This window comes from Sphingomonas sp. GlSt437, assembly GCF_048015635.2.
GTDB lineage: Bacteria > Pseudomonadota > Alphaproteobacteria > Sphingomonadales > Sphingomonadaceae > Sphingomonas.
Genome location: NZ_JBPGYA010000003.1, coordinates 422,777 through 442,587 on the forward strand (window position 1 = coordinate 422,777; position 19,811 = coordinate 442,587).

Annotated in this window: 23 protein-coding genes and 1 pseudogene; 13 read left to right on the forward strand and 11 right to left on the reverse strand. The window is 65.2% G+C overall.

Annotation, left to right across the window (positions count from 1 at the left end; all coding sequences use genetic code 11):
- Positions 1-136 precede the first annotated feature (136 nt).
- On the forward strand, positions 137-550 hold the full coding sequence (locus ACLB0R_RS16040; protein WP_434953873.1) for a hypothetical protein: 414 nt from the start codon (positions 137-139) through the stop codon (positions 548-550).
- Positions 551-559: 9 nt separating this feature from the next.
- Here ACLB0R_RS16040 and ACLB0R_RS16045 read toward each other — a convergent pair whose 3' ends face one another.
- On the reverse strand, positions 560-1,165 hold the full coding sequence (locus ACLB0R_RS16045) for a YdeI/OmpD-associated family protein (protein WP_416644347.1): 606 nt from the start codon (positions 1,163-1,165) through the stop codon (positions 560-562).
- Positions 1,166-1,265: 100 nt separating this feature from the next.
- Here ACLB0R_RS16045 and dcd point away from each other — a divergent pair, with 100 nt between their 5' ends.
- A complete protein-coding gene (gene dcd, locus ACLB0R_RS16050) occupies positions 1,266-1,820 on the forward strand; it encodes a dCTP deaminase (protein ID WP_416644348.1) in 555 nt (184 codons plus the stop codon).
- 281 nt (positions 1,821-2,101) lie between these two features.
- On the opposite strand, the gene ACLB0R_RS16055 is transcribed toward dcd, so the two are convergent.
- The 4 genes from ACLB0R_RS16055 to ACLB0R_RS16070 all read right to left on the reverse strand — a co-directional run bounded on the left by ACLB0R_RS16055 (position 2,102) and on the right by ACLB0R_RS16070 (position 4,704).
- Entirely contained in the window at positions 2,102-2,530 is a 429-nt protein-coding gene (locus ACLB0R_RS16055; RefSeq protein ID WP_416644349.1) for an ExbD/TolR family protein, read from the reverse strand.
- A 58-nt stretch (positions 2,531-2,588) separates the two neighbouring features.
- Positions 2,589-3,065, reverse strand: coding sequence for an ExbD/TolR family protein (locus ACLB0R_RS16060; RefSeq protein ID WP_416644350.1), 477 nt, complete (start codon positions 3,063-3,065; stop codon positions 2,589-2,591).
- A 111-nt stretch (positions 3,066-3,176) separates the two neighbouring features.
- Entirely contained in the window at positions 3,177-3,932 is a 756-nt protein-coding gene (locus ACLB0R_RS16065) for a MotA/TolQ/ExbB proton channel family protein (RefSeq protein ID WP_416644351.1), read from the reverse strand.
- A gap of 103 nt (positions 3,933-4,035) precedes the next feature.
- The gene (locus ACLB0R_RS16070) at positions 4,036-4,704 is read right to left on the reverse strand and encodes an energy transducer TonB (protein WP_416644352.1); all 669 of its coding nucleotides are present in this window, start codon (positions 4,702-4,704) and stop codon (positions 4,036-4,038) included.
- A gap of 341 nt (positions 4,705-5,045) precedes the next feature.
- On the opposite strand from ACLB0R_RS16070, the gene ACLB0R_RS16075 reads away from it, so the two are divergent.
- On the forward strand, positions 5,046-5,822 hold the full coding sequence (locus tag ACLB0R_RS16075) for a hypothetical protein (RefSeq protein WP_416644353.1): 777 nt from the start codon (positions 5,046-5,048) through the stop codon (positions 5,820-5,822).
- Between the two features lie 2 nt (positions 5,823-5,824).
- On the opposite strand, the gene ACLB0R_RS16080 is transcribed toward ACLB0R_RS16075, so the two are convergent.
- The gene (locus tag ACLB0R_RS16080; protein ID WP_416644354.1) at positions 5,825-6,208 is read right to left on the reverse strand and encodes a dihydroneopterin aldolase; all 384 of its coding nucleotides are present in this window, start codon (positions 6,206-6,208) and stop codon (positions 5,825-5,827) included.
- Positions 6,209-6,335: 127 nt separating this feature from the next.
- Between ACLB0R_RS16080 and ACLB0R_RS16085 the strand changes: the two genes are divergently transcribed.
- Genes ACLB0R_RS16085 through ACLB0R_RS16100 form a run of 4 tightly spaced genes read left to right on the forward strand, consistent with a single transcriptional unit; the run spans position 6,336 to position 9,254 of the window.
- Positions 6,336-6,839: a GNAT family N-acetyltransferase gene (locus tag ACLB0R_RS16085; protein ID WP_416644382.1), complete on the forward strand. Its 504-nt coding sequence runs from the start codon at positions 6,336-6,338 to the stop codon at positions 6,837-6,839.
- A 47-nt stretch (positions 6,840-6,886) separates the two neighbouring features.
- The gene (locus ACLB0R_RS16090) at positions 6,887-7,453 is read left to right on the forward strand and encodes a DUF1285 domain-containing protein (protein ID WP_416644355.1); all 567 of its coding nucleotides are present in this window, start codon (positions 6,887-6,889) and stop codon (positions 7,451-7,453) included.
- Positions 7,450-8,052: a CoA pyrophosphatase gene (locus ACLB0R_RS16095; protein ID WP_416644356.1), complete on the forward strand. Its 603-nt coding sequence runs from the start codon at positions 7,450-7,452 to the stop codon at positions 8,050-8,052. Before ACLB0R_RS16090 ends, ACLB0R_RS16095 begins: the two co-directional genes overlap by 4 nt.
- The gene (locus tag ACLB0R_RS16100) at positions 8,049-9,254 is read left to right on the forward strand and encodes a CCA tRNA nucleotidyltransferase (RefSeq protein ID WP_416644357.1); all 1,206 of its coding nucleotides are present in this window, start codon (positions 8,049-8,051) and stop codon (positions 9,252-9,254) included. Before ACLB0R_RS16095 ends, ACLB0R_RS16100 begins: the two co-directional genes overlap by 4 nt.
- On the opposite strand, the gene ACLB0R_RS16105 is transcribed toward ACLB0R_RS16100, so the two are convergent.
- Positions 9,161-10,969, reverse strand: coding sequence for a putative bifunctional diguanylate cyclase/phosphodiesterase (locus tag ACLB0R_RS16105; protein ID WP_416644358.1), 1,809 nt, complete (start codon positions 10,967-10,969; stop codon positions 9,161-9,163). The two genes, ACLB0R_RS16100 and ACLB0R_RS16105, sit on opposite strands and share 94 nt — an antisense overlap.
- An 87-nt stretch (positions 10,970-11,056) precedes the next feature.
- Positions 11,057-13,318 (reverse strand): DNA topoisomerase IV subunit A, encoded by a 2,262-nt coding sequence (gene parC, locus ACLB0R_RS16110; RefSeq protein WP_416644359.1) that lies wholly within the window; start codon positions 13,316-13,318, stop codon positions 11,057-11,059.
- Between the two features lie 68 nt (positions 13,319-13,386).
- Between parC and ACLB0R_RS16115 the strand changes: the two genes are divergently transcribed.
- The 3 genes from ACLB0R_RS16115 (at position 13,387) to purC (ending at position 16,401) form a co-directional block, all read left to right on the forward strand.
- Entirely contained in the window at positions 13,387-14,280 is an 894-nt protein-coding gene (locus ACLB0R_RS16115) for an alpha/beta hydrolase (protein ID WP_416644360.1), read from the forward strand.
- Entirely contained in the window at positions 14,280-15,494 is a 1,215-nt protein-coding gene (gene kynU / locus ACLB0R_RS16120) for a kynureninase (protein WP_416644361.1), read from the forward strand. The genes ACLB0R_RS16115 and kynU overlap by 1 nt, the downstream gene beginning before the upstream one ends.
- A 127-nt stretch (positions 15,495-15,621) precedes the next feature.
- On the forward strand, positions 15,622-16,401 hold the full coding sequence (gene purC, locus ACLB0R_RS16125; protein WP_416644362.1) for a phosphoribosylaminoimidazolesuccinocarboxamide synthase: 780 nt from the start codon (positions 15,622-15,624) through the stop codon (positions 16,399-16,401).
- A gap of 6 nt (positions 16,402-16,407) precedes the next feature.
- On the opposite strand, the gene ACLB0R_RS16130 is transcribed toward purC, so the two are convergent.
- Positions 16,408-16,557, reverse strand: coding sequence for a hypothetical protein (locus tag ACLB0R_RS16130; protein ID WP_416644363.1), 150 nt, complete (start codon positions 16,555-16,557; stop codon positions 16,408-16,410).
- A gap of 151 nt (positions 16,558-16,708) precedes the next feature.
- Between ACLB0R_RS16130 and purS the strand changes: the two are divergent.
- From purS to ACLB0R_RS16145, 3 genes and pseudogenes are all read left to right on the forward strand, one after another.
- Positions 16,709-16,936: pseudogene (purS, locus tag ACLB0R_RS16135) on the forward strand (phosphoribosylformylglycinamidine synthase subunit PurS); the annotation flags it as partial.
- Positions 16,937-16,995: 59 nt separating this feature from the next.
- A complete protein-coding gene (purQ, locus tag ACLB0R_RS16140; protein ID WP_416644364.1) occupies positions 16,996-17,664 on the forward strand; it encodes a phosphoribosylformylglycinamidine synthase subunit PurQ in 669 nt (222 codons plus the stop codon).
- Complete coding sequence (locus ACLB0R_RS16145; RefSeq protein WP_416644365.1) at positions 17,661-18,362, forward strand: Crp/Fnr family transcriptional regulator; 702 nt, start codon at positions 17,661-17,663, stop codon at positions 18,360-18,362. Before purQ ends, ACLB0R_RS16145 begins: the two co-directional genes overlap by 4 nt.
- Positions 18,363-18,367: 5 nt before the next feature.
- Here the strand turns inward: ACLB0R_RS16145 and ACLB0R_RS16150 are convergent, their stop codons facing one another.
- Both ACLB0R_RS16150 and ACLB0R_RS16155 read right to left on the reverse strand, forming a co-directional pair.
- Positions 18,368-18,799, reverse strand: a complete 432-nt coding sequence (locus tag ACLB0R_RS16150; protein WP_416644366.1) for a hypothetical protein — start codon at positions 18,797-18,799, stop codon at positions 18,368-18,370.
- Between the two features lie 91 nt (positions 18,800-18,890).
- Entirely contained in the window at positions 18,891-19,667 is a 777-nt protein-coding gene (locus ACLB0R_RS16155) for a queuosine precursor transporter (RefSeq protein ID WP_416644367.1), read from the reverse strand.
- Positions 19,668-19,811: the final 144 nt, after the last annotated feature.

Below are 19,811 nucleotides of genomic sequence, written 5' to 3' on the forward strand. Positions count from 1 at the left end.
AGGTGCGAGCGCTCACGATATATTGCAAGAGGAACATTGGGGATTTTTCGCGAGCTTGCCCTAAAGCACGTAGCAGATCGATATAGTGCCCCAAAAGCCTCGATTGCGCGCGATTGTCATTGTCGACACAATCGGCATGCTCCTCCGTGGGAAGGCTGTGTCGATGATCTACATCCTGCTCAACCTTGTGCCGATTCTGCTGGCGACGCTCGCCGGATTGGCGGTCGGCGCGCTGTGGCTATGGATCGCCGGGCTGCGGCTCCCCGGCCTTGTGGCGACGATAACGATCACGGCGGCGGAATTCTGGTTCGCCGCGATCCTGGCGGGCGCGCTCATCCTGGCGCCGCCCAAGGCCAGCCCCTGGGTGATGGCGATCGGCAGCGCGGTCGTCATCTGGATCGGCTTCGTGGCACCGGCGACGATCGTCACCCACGCCGCGCGCCGTGCTGGCGTCGGCACCGCCCTGCTCGATTGCCTCCATTGGCTCGCCTTGATGGTGGTGCAGGCACTGGTCCTGAAAAGCATCGGCCTGGTTCCGCCGCCGGTCTGAGCGGGGCGATCAGTCGTTACCGGCTGATTTGGGCTGGCGATAATGATTGGCGCGGATGTTGTCGGCGGCGAGCCGCGCCGTCTCGTCCACCCGCGCCGCCCGCGTTTCGGGGCGCTTGGCCGACGCGATCCATTCGAGGATGAGGCGCTTGGACGAACGCGGAAATGCTTCGAAATGCTCCGCCGCGGCGGGGTAAGAGGCGAGCGCCGCCGCTAAATCATCGGGTTTTGTCAGCGTCTCGACCGCATCAAGCTTATCCCACGCCCCGCTCGCCTTCGCACGGTCGATCGCAGCAAGCCCGAGCGGCGTCATCAACCCCGCTTCGATCAGCCGAGCCACCTTCTCCTTGTTGACGCGCGACCAGCCGCTGTCCGCCTGGCGCGGCGCGATCAAGTGCATCGATCGCCGATCGTCGAGCGCGCGGGGCAAGCTGTCGACCCAGCCGAAGCACAGCAATTCGTCGACCATATCGGCATAAGCCAGATAGCGATCGCCCGATGCCTTTTTGCCGGTGACCAGCCACACCGCGCCACTGGTCGCCGCATGCCGAGTAAGCCATTCGCGCAGCTCGGCGCGGTTGGCGACTTCTACCTTGGGACGATCCTCTTGCGCCACGGCGGCGGCTCTCCCCAGTTCTGTTCCTCAGTCGCTTACGCCGCTCTTGCCTCCCGCCGCCAATACGGCAATGCAAGCCCCGCAACCCGGGGAGAAGCCTATGTCGATCATGTCGGACCGCTGGATTCGCGCGCAGGCGCAGGCGCATGGCATGATCGAGCCCTTCGTCGAAAGCCAGCGGCGCGATGGCTGCATCAGTTATGGGCTATCGTCGTACGGCTATGACGCGCGGGTGGCGGACGAGTTCAAGATTTTCACCAATGTCGACAGCGCGGTGGTCGATCCCAAGGATTTCGCCGCGAACAGCTTTGTCGATCGCAAGACCGATGTCTGCGTCATCCCGCCCAACAGCTTTGCACTCGCCCGCACGGTCGAATATTTCCGGGTGCCACGCGACGTGCTCGTCATCTGCCTCGGCAAATCGACTTATGCGCGGTGCGGCATCATTGTGAACGTCACCCCGCTCGAGCCCGGCTGGGAAGGCCATGTCACGCTCGAATTCTCCAACACCACGCCGCTGCCGGCCAAAATCTATGCCAATGAAGGCGCCTGCCAGTTCCTGTTCCTGCAAGGCAACGAGCCCTGCGAGACAAGCTATGCCGATCGCGCCGGCAAATATATGGGCCAGCGCGGCGTGACGCTGCCGCGGTTGTGATCCGGGTAATAAAGGCGACAAGTTTCCGGCTTGGGCTGAGATAGAGTTGATCTCTAGCAACTCCAGCTCATCGTCACCCCGGCTCTCTGCTTCTTCGTCGCCCCGGGCTTGACCCGGGGTCCCGCTTCTTTGACCGCTAGATTTTAGCGGTACCCCGGCTCAAGGGCGGGGTGACGAGATGACCCAACCCTGCGCCCCCACCGCGCCTACGAAAAAGGCGGCCCCTCGCTACGAGGAACCGCCCCATCTCGATCATCCTCGCCCGAGCGAGGCTTTCGCGATCAGAAGTCGCGCGCGTATTGCTCGTTGCCGACGAAGCCCAGCTTCGACACGCCGGAGCGCTTCACGACTGCCAGCACGCGATCGACCACCTCGAACCGCGCATTGCGGTCGGGCTGGAAGTGCAGTTCCGGCTCAGGGTTGAGGCGCGTCGTCTGGTCGAGATACTGACGCAGCGTCAGATCGTCGACCGGCGTGCCGTTCCACGACACGATACCGGCAGGATCGATGCCGATCGTGTTCTTGTCGGGCTCGACCGGGGGCTTCACCTGGTTCGGGTTGTTCTGCGGCAGATCAACCTTCACCGCGTGCGTCTGCGGAGGGATGGTGATGATGAACATGATGAGGAGCACCAGCATGACGTCGATCAACGGCGTCGTGTTGATGTCCATCATCGGTTCACCGTCATCGGAACCGCCACTGATTGCCATGTCTTAACTCTCCTGAAACCAGTCGCCGCGACGTTAAGCTAGATCAGCCGTGGCCAGATCAGCTGGCAACGTCGTTGGCCGGCGGCTGCGAAATAAAGCCGACCTTGATGAAGCCTGCGCGCTGCATCGTGTAGATCGTGCCGCCGATGCAGTGATACGGCGTATCCACGTCGCCACGAATATGCACTTCAGGCAATTCGAGCCCGGCAGCATTGGGGCCGCCCTGACGGTCGATTTCCGCTTTCAGCTTCTTGACCGCGCGATCGAACAATTCCTCGTTCGTGACCGGCGCCATGCCCCAATAGACCTGGCACTCGCCCCCCGGGCCACCGCGCACCGAAAGCGCGACGTTTTCGGGCTTGGTCGTGGTCGGGTCGAAGCGAACGTCGGGCAGCTTGAGCTGAACGTTCTGCACGACGACCGGAACGGTGATCAAGAAGATGATGAGCAGAACCAACATGACGTCCACGAGAGGCGTCGTGTTGATGTCCGACATCGGTTTTTCGGTGGAATCGCCACCTGCACTAATCGCCATCGCGAACTATCCTATCTGCATCCATCGGCCAGGCTCCGAGTGGAGCCTGGAGCGTGCGGGCAGGCCGGGCGCCACACCAACGGCGTGCGCCGGGCCTGCCCACATGTCCGATCAAGCGGCCGGCTTGGCAGGGGCAGCAGCCTTGGCAGCCTTGCCGGTCGGCGCCGGGCGAACCGCGCCGTTCGACGCGAGATAGCCAAGCACGTCGTTCGAGAAGGCCGACAGGTCTTCCGCGATCGCCTTGTTGCGGCGCTGCAGCCAGTTATAGGCCAGCACCGCCGGCACGGCGACGACGAGACCGAGCGCGGTCATGATGAGCGCCTCACCGACCGGACCTGCGACCTTGTCGATCGAGGCCTGACCAGCGGCACCGATCGCGATCAGCGCGCGGTAAATGCCGAGCACGGTGCCGAACAGGCCGATGAACGGCGCCGTCGCGCCGACCGTGGCGAGGAACGCCAAGCCGCCGTTGAGCGACGAGTTGATCGACGCTTCCGAGCGCGCGAGCGAGCCGTGCAGCCAGTCATGCGCTTCGACCGGGTCGGTCAACCGCGTGTGCTGCTCCTGCGCCGCAAGACCGTCATCGACGATCTGCTTGTACGCGGAGTTCTTCTCGAGCTTGGCCGAAGCCTCGCGCAGATTGTTCGCGTTCCAGAAGCCCTGGCGGACGCGCTTGCCCTGCGAGATCACCTTGTTCTGCTCGATGAGCTTGGTGAACAGGATGTAGAGCGAGAAGAACAGGAACAGCGCGAGCGTGATTGCGACGCTGTACGAGATAACGCCGCCCTGGTTCAGCGCGTTGAAGAAACCATACTGTTCGGCCGCGGTCTTGGCGCCGGCGCCAGCTGCAAGGATGGTGGTGAGCATTTCGGTTCTTTCCTCGTCAAAATCTTGTTTGCGACAACATCAATTGGTCGATTTGCGCAAGGCCGGGAAGCTCAGCCACCCGGCCCAACGCGGTACGGATGGGTTATTCGTCCTTCAACTGCCAACGCACCGGCGGCAAGCGAAGTTCGGATGCGATCGGATTGCCGGCATCGTCCTGCGCTGGCCTGAACCGGCCAAAGCGCTGGGCGAGCCTGCACGTCGTATCGTCGAGGTCCTGATTGCCGCTCGAAGAGACGACCCTGCACCCTGATACGCGCCCATCCGCGCCGATTGAAAGCAACACGCCCACGCGTCCTTCAATCGACGCCTTCTTGGCGGCAGGCGGATAATAGTCCTGCGAGAACCAGTCCTGATAGCTGCCCTTCGCCTGGGCGCCCTTCGCCAGATGCGGCGCCGGCGGTGCCGGCGGTGGGGCCGGCGGCGCGGGCGGCGCTGGCGTGTAGGCCGGCGGCGCGATAGGCGTCGTATTGATCACGACCGGCGACTGCTGCTGGATCACCACGGCGGCGGGCGGCGTGACGACCGGCGGCGGCTGGAGCGGCTGATCCGGCGGCGGCGGCGGCGGCGGCTGGTCCGGCGGCGGCGGCGGCGGCGGCGCCACGTCGAACGTGTTCAGCTTTTCCTGCGCCTTCTTGACGAAATTCTGCGCCAAGCCGGTGATGAAAGCATAGGCCAGCGCGCCTTGAAGGATTGCCACGATGATGATCGCGACCAGCCGGCTGCCGCTGTTATTGCGGTCTGCGTAAGCCATTCAGGTACGTAACTCCCATATCTTTTGGCATATTGCCCGCCCCGATCGTTCCATAACGTCCGACCGGCAGCATGGCGCGATGAGCCACGTTGTCCGAACTCACTCGCCCTAGTCTCTATCGCCAGCTTTTGGATGACGCAAACGCTTTGTCGGGCAGCCCTGTCGTAGCGGCATCGCATGGCAATTTTATTGCTGTATGATTGGCCCGTGATCGACTAATCGCCGTCGCCATGCGCTCCTCCCCTTGCATCCGTTGCGCGACGTCCGCGCTGTTGTTGGTCGCGGCTGGTGGAGGGTTACCCTTCACACCCACCGCTAGCGCGCAACGCGCCACGGCGCCAGTGGTTGCCTCGGCACCGGCCGCGCCGGCGCCAAGCTATGCGGATATCGCTGATCTGATTGTGAAATCGCCGGTGATTGCCGATGTCACCATCCATGCGGTGCAAAAGGTCAAGCCGCGTGATGCGGTGGGCGTGAAGCCGGGCAAGCAGCGCCTGCTGGTCACCGCCACGCTCAACAATCTGCTGCGTGGCACCCAGGCATTGCCCAAGGAAATTCAGTATCTGATCGACGTGCCGAGCGATGCCAAGGGACACATCCCCAAGCTCAAAAAACAGCGCGTGCTCGCGTTCGGGCGTCCTGTCTCGGGACAATCCGACCAGATCCAGCTGACCGGCGACAATTCGCAGCAGCCATGGAACCCAGCGCTTGATACGACGACCCGTCATATCACCGCCGAGGTGGTCGATCCCGCCGCGCCGCCTGAAGTGACCGGCATCGGCAATGCGTTTCACGTGCCGGGCGCGCTGCCAGGTGAGGGCGAAACGCAGCTGTTCCTCTCCACTACGGATGGCCGCCCGGTGTCGATCAGCGTGTTGAGCCGACCCGGCCAGCCCAAAAGCTGGTCAGTGGCGCTGAGCGAAATCGTCGACGAATCGGCCAAGGCGCCGGCGAGGGATACATTGCTGTGGTACCGGCTCGCCTGCTTCCTGCCGCGCGCACTGCCCGCTGCGGCGCTTGCCAGCAACGATGAGGGCAACGCCGCTGCCGCTCGCGAAGATTATCGCTTCGTGCTGCAATCGCTCGGCGCGTGCGGGCGGACGATCGCGGCGCCCTGAGCTCAGTTGCCGGGCGCGCGGCGGTTGCGTGTCAGCGTGATGCCGATCGATTCGCCGGCCTCGGCAATGGCGAGCTTGACAATCTTCACCGTCACGCGCCGCACCCGCTTGTCCTGCAGGAACAGCGTTTCGCAGATATGGTCGGCGACGCCTTCGATCAGCGTGAAATGCACGCCCTCGGGTAGCGCGGTCGTCGCGGCATGCTTCAGGTCGAGATAATTCTTCGAATCGGCCAGCCGCGTGTCGGGCGCGAAATGGCGCGGGCAATCAAGCTCGGCGGTGATCGAAATGCGGAGCGGCTGCGGCAGATGCGTCTCTTCGGAATAGATGCCGGTCAGCACCGGCACTTCGAGATTGTGCAGTTCCAGAAGCAATTGATCGTCCAAGCGCGCGGCCCTTTCTTTGGCGAGGCCCATAGCAAATTGGCGCGAGCGCGAAAGCGGCTTGCGCGCCGGCGCAGTGACGCTAAGGCGCGACGCCCGTTTCGAACCGCTTGGACCGCCGTTGACGACCATTGCCCTCACCCCGCTCGACAGCGTCGCGCCCAAAGCGATCGAGGCATTGCTCGATCGCGCGTTCGGCACCGATCGGCACGGGCGGACGGCGTATCGCTTGCGCGCCGGGACGAGCGCGATCGGCGCCCTCTCTTTCGCGGCAATCGACGGCACCGGCCGCTTGCTCGGCTCGATACAATGCTGGCCGGTCGAGTTTCTGGGCGATGACGGGCGACGCGTGCCCATGGTGATGGTCGGCCCCGTCGCGGTCGATCCCGAGGTCCAGCGCGGCGGCATCGGCCACCGGCTGATGGCAACGATGCTCGCCGCTGCTGCCGCCAACGGGTGCGACGCGCTGATGCTGATCGGCGATCCCGATTATTATGGCCGCTTCTTCGGCTTCACCGATGAGAAGACGGCGCTGTGGCGGATCGACGGCCCGGTCGAGCGCCACCGCCTGCTCGCGCGCGGTGCTGGCGTGCCCGGAGGCGCGGGCATCATCCGCCCTGCCGTCACCGGGTGACGCGCGGAACGCTTTACCCCGCGCACCCGCTGCCCTAACCCGCTGCCATGCCGATGGCGCCCTTCCCCGATCTCAGCAGCTTGTCGCTCGCCGATATCGCTCGGCTGGTGGAGGACCAGCGCTTGCCGCCGGTCGAGCAATGGAACCCTGCGCATTGCGGCCATAGCGGCATGCGCATCGCGCGCGACGGCACCTGGTTCCACGAACGCTCACCGATCGGGCGGATCAACATGGTGCGGCTGTTCTCGACCGTGCTGCGGCGTGAGGCTGACGGCAGCTATGTGCTGGTGACGCCGGTCGAAAAGCTCGACATCGATGTCGAGGATGCACCGTTCTTGGCGGTCGAGATGAAGGCGGCAGGCAGTGGCCGGGAAGCGCGGCTCGCTTTCCGCCTCAACACCGGCGATCTCGTCACTGCCGGCCCCGATCATCGCCTGCGTTTCGCCGAAACGGCCGACGGGCCCCGCCCCTATCTCCATGTTCGCGGCGGCCTAGAAGCGCTTGTCGCGCGACCGATCTATTACGACCTCGCCGAACTCGCGCTCGCCGGCAACGATCAGCCCCCCGGCATCTGGAGCGACGGCGCCTTTTTCCCGATCGAGCCAAGCGCATGACGCTCGCCGAGCGGCTGGGGGCAGCGTTGACCGCCGGCATGGCCGAGGCGGCGCCAGTGCTGCCCGGCGACCATGTCGATCTCGCCGGCCTGCCGTTCGATCAGGTGACCGCTGCCGCCGTGCTGGTGCCGGTCACCGATCGTGCCGAGCCCGGCGTGATCCTGACGCAGCGCCCCGACACGATGCGCCGCCACGCCGGCCAAGTGGCTTTCCCCGGCGGCCGCGTCGATCCCGGTGACGATGGCGCGGTCGCGGCGGCGCTGCGCGAGGCGCAGGAGGAAATCGCGCTGCCGCCGTCGCAGGTCACCGTGGTCGGCATCACCGACGCTTATCGGACGGTCACCGGCTATGAAGTCACGCCGGTCGTTGGCGTTGTGACACCCGATATCGTGCTGGTGCCGAGCGCCGACGAGGTTGCCGCGGTGTTCGAGGTGCCGCTCGCTTTCCTGCTCGATCCCGCCAATCACCGCCGCGTCGCCCGCGAATGGCAGGGACGCGAGCGGCATTATTATGAGATCCTCTGGCAGGACCGGCGCATCTGGGGTGCGACGGCGGCGATGATCGTCAACCTGTCGCTGCGGCTCAAGGGCTTCGCATGAGCGCCCGCCGCCTGCCCGACGCGCCATGGCGCCACCGCGAGGGGCTAGCAACGCTGGCCGACGCGCTCGATATGGCGGGCGGCGCGACGCGCTTCGTCGGCGGCGCAGTGCGCGATACGCTGCTCGGCGGCGCTGTCACCGATATCGATCTTGCGACCCGCCTGGCTCCCGACGAGGTGATCGAGCGATTAAAAGCGGCAACCATCCGTTCGGTGCCGACCGGCCTCGCCCACGGCACCGTCACTGCCGTGCTGCCGAGCGGGCCGGTCGAGGTCACAACGCTGCGCCGCGACGTTTCCACCGATGGCCGCCACGCCACCATCGCCTTTACCGATGACTGGCGCGAGGACGCGATGCGCCGCGACTTCACCATCAACGCGCTCTACGCCGATCACCCCTCGGGCGACATTCACGATTATTTCGGCGGGCTCGATGATCTGGCGGCCGGCGTCGTGCGCTTCATCGGCGATCCGTATCAGCGCATTGCCGAGGATCATTTACGCATCCTCCGCTTCTTCCGCTTCCATGCCCGATTCGGCACCACGATAGACGTGGTCGGCCTTGCCGCCTGCACCGATCGCGCCCGCGATTTGATGGCCTTGTCGCGCGAGCGCATCGCCAGCGAACTCACCCGCCTGCTGGTCGCGAAGAACGCGGTGCCCGTCGTCGCGCTGATGGTCGAACGCGGCATCTTCCTCCCCGTGCTGCCCGAGATCGATCAGGGCGGCGCTGACCGGCTCGCGCGGCTTGCGCAGGCGGAGCAAGCCGCAGCGATCGAGCCCAACGCCATCCGTCGGCTCGCCGCCTTGCTCCCCGCTGACCCCGCCATCGCCGATAACGTCGCCGCACGGCTCAAGCTCTCGAATGCCGATCGCAAGCGGCTAGCGCACGCGGTCTCGGCACCCGATGAGACCAACCCGCGCGCGCTTGCCTATCGCGTCGGCGCCGAAAGCGCGGTCGACCAATTGCTGCTCGCCGGGCGTGTCGATGACGCGCGGGAAATCCAAGGCTGGCAGCCACCGCGCCTGCCGATCAGCGGCGGCGCGATCGTCGCGCGCGGCATCGATAAGGGACCCCAAGTCGCGCGGCTGTTGCGCGCGGTCGAGGATCAATGGGTCGCGGAAGGGTTCCCCGACGCCGAGCGTCTGACCGCCATCGTCGACGCCGCTGTCGCCGCGGCACGGCGCGATTCGACCAGCTGATACGCCGCGTCCGCCGTCAATGGCGGCGCGTAGAGATAGCCCTGGCCATAAGCACAGCCGAGCGCGGCCAGCGTCTGCGCCAATTCCTGCGTTTCGATGCCCTCAGCGCAAGCGCGCAGCCCTAATGCCTGCGCCAATGAGAGAATCGCGCGAACAATCGCGATCTTGTCACGGTCGGCCAGCATCCCGGTCACGAAGCTACGGTCAATCTTGAGCAAATCGATCGGCAGCTTCTGCAAATAAGCGAGGTTGGAATAGCCCGTGCCGAAATCGTCCATCGCGATCTTCGCGCCCAGGTCCTTCAACGCGTGCATGGTGCGGCCGATCGTGTCGCCTTCGCTCACCAGCGCGCTTTCAGTCAGTTCGAGCGTGAAGCGATCGCCGCTCAGCTTGTGCGTCGCCAGCGCCCGCTCGACCACCGCGACGATGTCGTCGCGCTGCAGCTGGATCGCCGAGACATTGACGGTGAGGCCCACGCCGAACGACCCGCCATAAGCGCTGTCCCACGCCGCGATTGTCCGCGCGGCTTCATCGATCGCCCAGCGGCCAAGCGGCACGATCAGCCCCGATTCCTCGGCGACGCGGATAAAGTCCTGCGGTGGAATATCGACCCCGTCCTCGGTCGACCACCGCGCTAGGGCCTCGAATTTCAGGATATCGCCCGATGCGAGATCCCAGATCGGCTGATAGGCAAGCGTCAGCGCGCGGTTTTCGATCGCGCGCCGCAGCTCGGTCTCGAGGCCGAATTGCTCGCGTGCCTGATCATGCGCCCGGCTTTGATAAATCTCGACCAGCCCGCTCGTCTTGGCGCGCTTGACCGAAAACTGGGCGTGGCGAACGAGGTCCTCGGGATCGGCGATATCCTCGGCACCGAACGCGACGCCGATCGAGCACGACACGCGGATTTCATAGTCGGAAAGCTGGAACGGCAGCGCCAGCGCGCCCTGGATGCGGCGCGCGACATGGTCGGCATCGCCCGGCCCATCGTCGAGCGTCATCAATATGCCGAATTCGTCGCCGCCGGTGCGCGCCAGCACGTCGCGCGCGCGCAGCGCCCCTTTCAGCCGGCGCGCGACGGTAATCAACAGCTCGTCGCCCACCATCGATCCCAGGCATGCGTTGATCCGCGCGAAGCGGGCGAGATCGACGATCAGCACGGCATAGTTCGACCGATCAGCATCGGGCGCGCCGAACGTGGTTTCGAGCACATCGCTAAAGCCGGCGCGATTGGGCAAGCCCGACAGACTGTCGGTCAGCATTTCGCGGCGCAGATTGCGCTCGGTGCGGCGTTCGGCGGTCTGGTCGACCAGGCTGAGCAGGAACCGCCCGCCCGATTTGATCTTGAGCCGTGCGAGCGACACCATGAAGTGCCGCCGCTCGACCGCATCGCCCCATTGCCACTGGAATTCCTCGCTCAGCTGGTCGCTGGCGATAAAGGCGCGGATGCGATCCCCCAATTGCGCCACGATCGGCGATCCCGGTGCCGACGGACCAAGCCCGGTCGCATCGAACGCGCGGTTGGCACCGACAAAGCCGATGCTGCCGTCGTCGCGTAAGATCATCAGCGCCGCAGCAACGGGAAGCAGCCCGATCGCGCGGACGGCGAGCGCCTGCGGCGTTCCCGCCCGAACAGCCCCGGCGACGCGCGCGCGCGGCTCGCGCGCCCTGGCAACGGCTGGCGGCGTGGCGCCTTGAGACCGGAACAGTGACAGCATTGTCAGCCGGCTTAGCGGCAGAGGGTTAATTCGCTCTGAATTGGCCCGATCGCCCAGCGGCTTGGCGCCAAAGCGATGCCTGCAGCGTCAGAACTTGTTGTCGCGCGGGAAGCCGGTCGGCGGCATCCGCCCGGCCGCACCGCGCGCCGCGCGCCATGGCGTCAAGTCGGTCTCGCTGCGCGTGCGACCGCTCTCGCCACCCATTGCCCAGCTCAGCCCTTGTGCGAACACGAAGGTCTTGGCGTCGGCAAGACCGCCGTCGCGATAGCGCTGCAACTGCACTCCCTGCCCTCGCGCCAGCTCGGCGACCTCGGACAGCGGAAAGACGAGCAATTTGCGGTTGTCGCCAATCACCGCGACATAATCGTCGACCGGCGCGATCGGCCGCACGATGCGCAGCTTGGCATTGAGGCGCGGCGTGACCACCGTCTTGCCCTTGCGCGTCTCGGCAATGACGTCGGCCACCTTGACGATGAAGCCGCGCCCGTCGCTCGCCGCGACCAGCAGCTTCTCCGCCGCGCTCGCCGGCAACAGCGCGGTGATGCCGACCTCGCCTTCCAGGTCGATCATCAGCCGTACCGGCTCGCCGAACCCGCGCCCGCCCGGCAGCTTGTCCGCCGCCAGCGTGTAGAAGCGGCCATTTTCCGCCGCGAGCAGCAATTTATCGGTCGTCTGCGCATGAAAGGCAAAGCCCGGCCCGTCGCCTTCCTTGAACTTCAGCGCCTCAGCCGAGGCCAGCTCGATATGCCCCTTCATCGCCCTGATCCAGCCGCGCTGCGACAGGATGACGGTAATCGGCTCGCGCTCGATCATCGCTTCAAGCGGGATTTCCTTGACCGGCCCGGCCTCGGCGATCGTCGTTCGTCGCTTGCCGAGCGCGGTTTCGGGGCCATAGCGATCGAGCAGCTTGCCCAGATCCTTCTTCATCCGCGTCTTCTGCCGCGCATCGGAACCGAGCAACGCCTCCAGCCCCTCGCGCTCGGCAGTCAGGTCGTCGCGCTCGCGGCGCAGCTCCATCTCCTCCAGCTTGCGCAAGCTGCGCAACCGCATGTTGAGGATCGCTTCGGCCTGCCGATCGGTCAGCTCGAACTCCGCGATCATCACCGGCTTGGGCTCGTCCTCGGTGCGGATGATCTCGATCACGCGATCGAGATTGAGGAAAGCGATGATATAGCCATCGACCAGCTCCAGCCGATCCGCGATTTTGCCGAGCCGGAAGCGCGTGCGCCGCTGGAGCACGATGAACTGATGCTCGATCCACGCCACCAGCGCCTGGCGCAGGCTCATCACCCGCGGTGTCCGTTGCGCATCGAGCACGTTGAGGTTGAGCGAAAACCGCGTCTCCAGGTCAGACAAGCGGAACAGGCTTTCCATCAGCGTATCGGCGTCCACCGTCCGCGCGCGCGGTTCCAGCACGATGCGCACCTCGGCATCCGATTCATCGCGCACATCGGCCAGGATCGGTAGCTTCTTGTCGTTGACGATCGCTGCAATCGCCTCGATCAGCTTGCCCTTCTGCACGCCATAGGGAATCTCGGTAACCACCGCGACCCAGGTGCCGCGCCCCTGATCCTCGACATGCCAGCGCGACCGCACCCGGAAGCCGCCGCGCCCGGTCGCATAGGCTTCCGCAATCGCCGCTGGGCTGTCGACCACCAGACCGCCGGTCGGGAAATCCGGCCCCTGCACAAAGCCCAGCATCGCAGCATCATCGGCCTTGGGATTGTCGATCAGGTGGATGGCGGCGTTGATCAGCTCGGCGGCGTTGTGCGGCGGGATGCTCGTCGCCATGCCGACCGCGATCCCCGCCGCGCCGTTCGCCAGCAGATTGGGGAACAGGCCGGGGAACAGCTCCGGCTCTTCATCCTCGCCATTATAGGTCGCGCGATAATCGGCGCCGTCATCGTCGAGCCCGTCCATCAGGTCGATCGCGACCTGGGTCAGCCGCGCTTCGGTGTAGCGATAGGCCGCCGCGTTATCACCATCGATGTTGCCGAAATTGCCCTGCCCGTCGACAAGCGGATAGCGCAGCGCGAAATCCTGGGCGAGGCGGACCATCGCGTCATAGACCGAGGCATCGCCATGCGGGTGATATTTGCCGATCACGTCACCCACGACGCGCGCCGACTTCTTATACGCCTGCGCCGGATCGAGCCGCAGCAGCCGCATCGCCCATAACAGCCGCCGATGCACCGGCTTCAACCCATCGCGCACATCAGGCAGCGACCGCGCAGTGATGGTGGACAGCGCATAAACGAGGTAGCGCTCTGACAGTGCGCTATCGAACGGCGCGTCGAAAATGCCGATGGGGGGCTCGGGCACGGCAGGCGGGTCGATCAGGTCGGTCATTGTCCGCTCGCGATTAGCAGCGCGATATCGCGCTGGCGAGAGGTTGTACGGTCGATTAGGCTGGGTTGATGATCCGTCTTGCCTTGGCCTTGGGTTTCGTCGCAGCAGGGACGACCATGACTGCCGATCCGCCGCATTTGCTCACCTGGGCCGAGCTCACCAGCCGCCCGCGCCCGGCGCGCGACGCAGTGCTGCGTTATGGCACGGAGCCTTATCAGCAGGTCGATCTGTGGCTCCCCAAAGGCCCCGGGCTGCATCCGGTCGTCGTGATGGTCCATGGCGGCTGCTGGCAGACCGCGATCGCCGACCGGACGCTGATGGACTGGATCGCCGATGATCTCCGCCGGCACGGCATTGCGGTGTGGAACATCGATTATCGCGGCGTCGATCGGCCAGGCGCAGGCTATCCGGGCACCTTCGCCGATGTGGCGGCAGCGGCGGACATGCTGCGCGACGTGGCGCCGCGTTATCATCTCGACCCGCACCGGGTCGTCGCGGTCGGGCATTCGGCCGGCGGGCATCTCGCTTTGTGGCTGGCGGCGCGGCATCGGCTGCCACGATCGAGCGCGCTGTGGTCGACGGATCCGTTGCCGATCAAAGCGGTCGTCAGCCTGGGCGGCTTGCCCGACCTGGAAGCGACCGCGGCGAGCCCGGACAATGGCTGCGGCACCGAGGTGGTCGCGCGGCTCACCGGCGCAGCGACGGCGGCGCACCCGGACGTGTTCGCCGATACCTCGGTGCCGCGCCTGTTGCCGCTCGGCGTGCCGCAGCATCTGGTGAATGGCGCGCTCGACCGGATCATCCCGGCGCGGATGGCGCCAGCTTATGTGAAAGCGGCGCGCGCGGCGGGCGATGTCGCGACGCTCGATACGGTTGAGGATACCGGGCACGCCGAGCTGGTGGCGCCCGAGACGCGCGCCTGGGCCGTCGCGCGGCAACGCATCACGGAGGCGCTGAAGTGATGATGCTGGACGAGGCGCGCGCTCTCGACGCCGCCGATCCACTGCGCGGCTTTCGCGACCGGTTCGCGCTGCCCGAAGGCGTGATCTACCTCGACGGCAATTCGCTCGGCCCTCTGCCCCGCGCGACACCGGGCGCGGTAACCGATCTGGTCGAGCGGCAATGGGGCGAGCGGTTGATCCGCGGCTGGAACGAGGGCTGGATCGAAGCGCCGCAGCGCATCGGCGACAAGATCGCCCGGCTGGTCGGCGCAGCCCCGGGCGAAGTGATCGCCTGCGATTCGACCTCGGCCAACTTGTACAAGCTGATCGTCGCCGCGCTGCGCCTCGATCCGGCGCGGACTGAGGTCGTGACCGAGCTCGGCAATTTCCCGACCGATCTCCACATCGCCGAAGGCGCCGTGGCGAGCGTGCCGGGCGCGAGACTGAAGGCGGTGCGGCGCGGCGATCTGGCCGAAGCGATCGGGCCCAAGACCGCGCTGCTGCTGCTCACCCATGTCCATTACAAGACCGCCGAGCGGTTCGACATGGCCGAGTGGACCGCGCGGGCGCATGCAGCCGGGGCGCTGGTGCTGTGGGATTTGAGCCATTCCGCCGGTGCGGTGAACATCGATCTCAACGCCTGCAATGTCGATGTCGCGGTCGGCTGTGGGTATAAATATCTGAATGGCGGTCCCGGCGCGCCGGCCTATCAGTTCGTCGCCAAGCGCTGGCAGGATCGGCTGCACAACCCGATCTCGGGCTGGATGGGCCATGCTCGGCCGTTCGATTTCACTGATGGCTATGCACCGGCGCCCGGCATCCGCCGCTGGCTGGCGGGCACGCCGGTGATCACGGCGATGGCCGCGCTGGAGAGCGGCGTCGATGTGATGCTCAGCGCCGACATGGCGCTGATCGAAGCCAAGAGCGCCGCCCTGTTCCGCGCGATGGCCGCCATCGGCGACGCGCTTGGCTTGGAATGCGTCTCCCCGCGCGATCCGGCGCAGCGCGGCAGCCACATCGCCTTCCGCCATCCCCATGCCTACGCGCTCTGCCAGGCACTGATCGCCGAGGGCGTGATCGGCGATTTCCGCGATCCCGACATCGTCCGCTTCGGCCTGACGCCGCTCTATCTGCGCTTCGAGGATATTGCCCGCGCCGGCATGATCCTCGCCGATATCCTCGCCGACCGTCGCTATCTCCGCCCTGATTTCGCCGAGCGCCGCGCAGTCACCTGAGCGCCTCCAGTGATTGCGCGGACACCAGCCATCCGATATAGCGTCAGCTTTCCTGCCCCGGCCAGCCTTGCGTCGCCGCACGAGCTGTTCGGGGCAAATCGCTTTTTTACATGAAGGGTTCGCCGACATGGCACGCCGCCGCCAGATCTACGAAGGCAAGGCCAAGATCCTCTATGAGGGCCCCGAGCCGGGCACGCTGATCCAGTATTTCAAGGACGACGCGACGGCCTTCAACGCCCAGAAAAAGGGCACGATCAACGGCAAGGGCGTGCTCAACAACCGCATTTCCGAGCATGTCTTTACGCTGCTCGCCAATATCGGCGTGCCGACGCACTTCATCCGCCGCCTCAACATGCGCGAGCAGTTGATCCGCCAGGTCGAGATCATCCCGATCGAAGTGGTGGTGCGCAACGTCGCGGCGGGCTCGCTCAGCACCCGGCTGGGGATCGAGGAAGGCACGCAGCTGCCGCGCACGATCATCGAATATTATTACAAGGATGACGCGCTCGGTGATCCGATGATCACCGAAGAGCATATCGCCGCGTTTGGCTGGGCAAGCCAGGAAGAAATGCACGATATCGCCGACATGGCGATCCGCGTAAACGACTTTTTATCAGGCCTGTTCGCGGGGATCGGCATCCGGCTTGTCGACTTCAAGCTCGAATTCGGCCGCATCTGGGACAATGATTATGCCCGCGTCATCCTGGCGGACGAAATCAGCCCCGATGGCTGCCGACTGTGGGACATGACGACGGGCGAAAAGCTCGACAAGGATCGCTTCCGCCGCGACTTGGGCGGCGAAATGGAAGCCTATCAGGAAGTCGCGCGGCGGCTGGGCCTGTTGCCCGAAGGCGCCGAGAACGCCGTTCTCGACCTGGAGAGCCACCGGCTGCGGCGCGGCAAATAAGGGCGATCAGCCCTTTGCCTTCAGCCCGCAGATGATCCCGAAGACGAAGCAGCTGAACAGCGCCAGCTGAATGCGCCCCTGCGTATCCTCCCAGCCGAAATATTGCTGGCCAAAAGCGAACAGGGCGATGAACAAGGCCAATGCCAGTCCGGCCATAACGCGGTCCTTTCCGGTCGTGCCCGCCGACACACGCGAGCTTGGCCGAAGCTATGCCCGGTCGGTAAACGAGTGATGAAGGTTGCGGCGAGCCGAGTGGCGCGGCATAGGCGGCCTCAGCACTCCCTTCGACCAACAACCGGGCCCGCGCATGAAACTCCGCATTTTCGTCACCCTGAAAAACGGCGTGCTCGACCCGCAGGGCAAGGCGATCGAAAAGGCGCTGGGCGGCCTGGGCTTTTCGGGCATCAATGACGTGCGCGCCGGCAAGCTGATCGAGCTCGATGTCGACGATACGGTTGACGATGCGCAGATCAACGAGATGTGCCGCAAGCTGCTCGCCAATACCGTGATCGAGAATTACCGGGTTGAGCGAGCATCGCCAGAAAAAGTGGGAACCGGTTTTTCGTCCGGCGATGCGACCACGAAGGAAAGTGTATGAAAACGGCCGTCATCGTCTTCCCCGGTTCCAACTGCGATCGCGACATGGCGGTCGCGCTTGAGGCAGTCACGGGCAGCAAGCCGCACATGGTGTGGCACGGCGAGACGGCGCTGCCAGATGGCATCGGCCTCATCACGGTGCCCGGCGGGTTCAGCTACGGCGATTATCTGCGCTGCGGGGCGATTGCGGCGCGGTCGGCAATCATGCCGGCGGTGGTCGCTGCGGCCGAGCGCGGCGCGCCTATCGTCGGCGTTTGCAACGGCTTTCAAGTGCTGACCGAAATCGGCCTGCTGCCCGGCGCGCTCCTGCGCAATGCCGGGCTCGATTTCGTGTGTCGCGATGTCGCGCTGTCGGTCGCCAACGCTCAGACGACCTTCACCAGCCGCTATGAAGCGGGCGAGACGATCACCGTGCCCGTCGCGCACCATGACGGTAACTACTTCGCCGATGCCGATACGCTCGACCGGCTCGAAGGCGAAGGCCGCGTCGCCTTCCGCTATGCCGAGCCCGTCAACGGCTCCGCCCGCGATATCGCCGGCGTCGTCAATGCCGCCAGCAATGTGCTCGGCATGATGCCCCACCCTGAACGCCGTATCGAAGCCGCGCATGGCGGCAGCGATGGCCGCCGCCTGTTCGAGGGGCTGCTGGAAGTGGTCGGCGCTTGACGACCCACTCGGACCCGCTCGGCTGCGGCGATTGCCCGGTTCGCGACCTGGCAATCTGTAGTGGACTTGAGGAACAGGAACGCCTGGCGCTGGCACGGCTGGGTCTGAAGCGGCATTATCGGCGTGGCGAGCTGATCTTCGCGAGCGGCGACGAGTCCGTGGCCTGCGCCACGCTCGTTGCGGGCGCCGTCAAGCTGTCGCGCTGCGATCGCGACGGGGTTGAGCGCACCATTGCGCTCTTGCAGCCGTCAAGCATGTTAGCGCGCCTCTTCGCGGCGGATATCGACAGCGATGCCGTTGCGCTCACGGACAGCGAGTTGTGCGTCTTCCCACGCAGCCTGGTCGAAAGCGAGATGCGGAGCCACCCGGGGTTCATGGAGCGCATCCTGCAGGCAACAACCGCGCAGCTAGCGTCGGCGCGCGACATGCTTGATTTGGTCGGACGCCGGTCAGCGCGTGCCAAGGTCGCAGGTCTGTTGCTGGTACTGGCCGATGAAGTCGACACAGCATCGCCATCGGCGAACCGAGAATTCGTGTTGCCACTGACCCGCGGTGAGATGGCGACCTTGCTCGGCCTGACGATCGAGACGGTCAGTCGCCAGCTAACGGGGTTCGAACGGGATGGCACCATCGAGCGCCGTGGGTTGAAATCGATCGCGATCCTCAACCCATCGGCGTTGCGCGCCGCTGCCGATTGATCGGCTCAGGCGAAGGCGTGGATCAGCGCCACCGCCAACCCCCAGATGATCAGCATTGCCGGCATGATCATCACTTGCGCGATCGCGGCGGTCGCAGCGACATGCCCCGTCGCGCAAACAATGCCGTCTCGCTGAAAATCTCCCCAGGTCTGGGCGGTTCCCGAAGCGGGGGCGACATGCGCCCATAATCCCGGCACGACCAGCGCGGCACCCAGCAAAATGGCAAAGATCGCAAAGGGAATAGCCAGTTCCGGGTCGGCAAATGCGCTCCACATAATCCCGAGAAAGACGAAGAACCCGGCAAACATGCCGATGTGGAGGATCGGCGGCAAATCGAACACATGCGGCGTGCGGCCATTGCTCAGCGCCTGGCTAGGCTCGGCAATGGCAGGTGACGCTTCAGGTGCAAAGCTGGCGGCGCGATACTGAAACGACATGGTCTGCTCCTTCGCTCAACGTCTGTGGAGCAACCCTGTCAAATCCAGCCGTCATCCGCTTTGATCCCGATCAAACCGCCGTCGCTTGCGCCTAGACCCCCACATGGAACGGCGAAAAGTCTGTTCCTCGATCGAACACTTCGACGCCCTCCGCCCGCTTCAGGAACCCGACCACCGCATATGTCACCGGCGTCAGCAGCACTTCCCAGCTCACCTTGAGGACGAACTGGCTCAGCATCACCGCCAGCATCGCGCCGACCGGCCAATCGGGTAGGCCGTAAAAGGCAAGCGGGTAGAAGACGAGGCTGTCCGCGCCCTCCCCCACGATCGTGCTGCCCACGGTGCGCGTCCAGAGCATCTTGCCATCGGTCAGGATCTTCATCTTGGCCAGCACATAGCTGTTGAGGAAGTCGCCGACCCAGAAGGCGCACAGCGACGCAAAGGCGATCCGCCCGCCGATGCCGACGCTGATGTAAGGGAATGTCTTCACCCAATGCGGCGGCAGACCGAAGACATATTCATATTGCGGCTGGCCGGTCCAGTCGGCCGCGGGCGGTAGCGCGACGACGGTCCATTCCATCACCACCAGGAACGCCAGCGCGACAAAGCCCACCCAGATCACGCGGCGCGCGCGGGCATAGCCGTAAACCTCGGTCAGCACGTCGTCGAGCAGGTAGGACAGCGGGAAGAACAGAATACCCGCGCCAAACGGCCATGCGCCATATCCGGGCAGGTCAATCACCGCGCGCTTGCCGGCCCCCACCACGTTCGAGAGCACCAGGATGACGACGAGCGCCGTCATCATGATGTCGTAATAGCGGAATTGCGCGCCGCGCGTGTCGATCGCGTTAACTTGCTTTAAGCGCATGCCACCCCCATTGGTTCTTGGTCCTATGTCATATCGACGTTTCGCGGGCGCACAATCCGCGCTAACAGCCGTAGCGCGCGCGCCCGTAGCTCAGATGGATAGAGCACGAGACTTCTAATCTTGAGGCCGCAGGTTCGACTCCTG